The 1,424-nt window shown below is 38.8% G+C and carries 1 protein-coding gene; it reads right to left on the bottom strand.

Annotated elements, in window-relative coordinates; genetic code table 11:
• Positions 1-846: 846 nt before the first annotated feature.
• Positions 847-1,424: hypothetical protein (locus tag CTN07_RS22425; RefSeq protein WP_107183772.1), on the bottom strand; the 578-nt coding region annotated here is incomplete at its 5' end.

Below are 1,424 nucleotides of genomic sequence, written 5' to 3'. Positions count from 1 at the left end.
AGGTTGCATGTTTGTATCGTGATGGTTTAGAGGTTGCAGTAATCGCAAAAAAATTACGGACGACTCAAGCTCAAATATATATGATCCTCAATAATGATATTTTTAATTTCTAACGTTTAATCTTAAAAGCTGTTCTAGCCTTATGACGAGCTGCGCGAGGAATATTAAGCTTCGCGTAGCGATATCATTCTCAAAGCTTCTAACAAGCTATATAGCTTCTATTTTCACGTAATTTACAACAAGCTCTTCCTCATCGCCCTGCTAGGCGCTCTTTTAGCTATGGTTAAAATAAATTGATTAATGTCCTGTCGAATGACAAAAGGAAGGGATCAAGTGGACTCAAAGGTAATACGTTTATAAAGGTAGTGTAGTGAGCTGAACAGTAAGCGGAAAAGAATTGGGGCCCGTTAGATTTCAAATAGGTGTATAGGGTGCAATAGAGTGTTGTTAGGAAGAGTCTTATTGGTTGCAGGGTGTTGATTGAAATCTAATGGGAGGTACTTTTTGGGCATAGCCCGTTCTTTTTTTCTTATCTATAAGAGTTCTTTTGAACTCTTTCTTAATAATATTAAGTATTAATACTTATCTATCTTTATAAATAAAGACATAAAACTACTAGCACTTCTAATTATCATTGTTAATACTCATTTTAGACTATCGTTTTTTGGTTATACCAACAAGCTTATCCACAACCTGCATCATCTCCCCCTAAAAATGGCTCTTTAATACAAAAAATGATCTCTTAATGATGCCTCTCATTGCTTAACTTGCTCGTTATTTAGCCGTTACTTTTCTTTAGGTACGACAAAAGCCGCACTTAAGCAGCCTATCTCATTTTTAACCAGGTTAATGCTCGGTCAGGTAGTTCCCGCCTAAGATATCAGGTTCAATCACCTTACCTTGGGGGTAACGATCTCGCTCTTTACCCGTTACACGGTCACGTTTGGTTACTTTGGCTAACTGACGCTTCGTCCATATGTACGAATAACTGTATGGCGCATAGACCCACCAGATATTTGATAATCCCTTAGCTAGTCGGTTCTTAACTGCCTGCAGTTTGGATTTCACCACACCTTCGTCATTTTCCAACCCAAAGATCCCCATAAACTTGGCTGTAATAGTTTTATAGGCCGCCTTAGAATAAATTCGTGGGGCATCTTCTTCCTTGACCTGACCATTGTCATCAAGTACAGGTGGTACTTCTTCGTCATAGACAAAGACTGCATCGATCACCAAATAGTCAGCCATCTTCAATAAATGAATGGTATGGTAATAACGCTTAAGACTGATGGTCTCCCCCCAAAACTGCTCATAACGAGCCATAAACCAGGCATGAGTGATGGTTTCCATTTCGGCGCTTTTGGCAAAGCCTATCTGATAGTTCTCAACATCCATTTTAGACATCAAGACCGTTATCACCTTAA

Source organism: Photobacterium damselae (assembly GCF_003026815.1).
In the GTDB taxonomy this organism is placed as follows: domain Bacteria; phylum Pseudomonadota; class Gammaproteobacteria; order Enterobacterales; family Vibrionaceae; genus Photobacterium; species Photobacterium damselae.
This window is presented reverse-complemented; position numbering and strand designations above follow the sequence as displayed.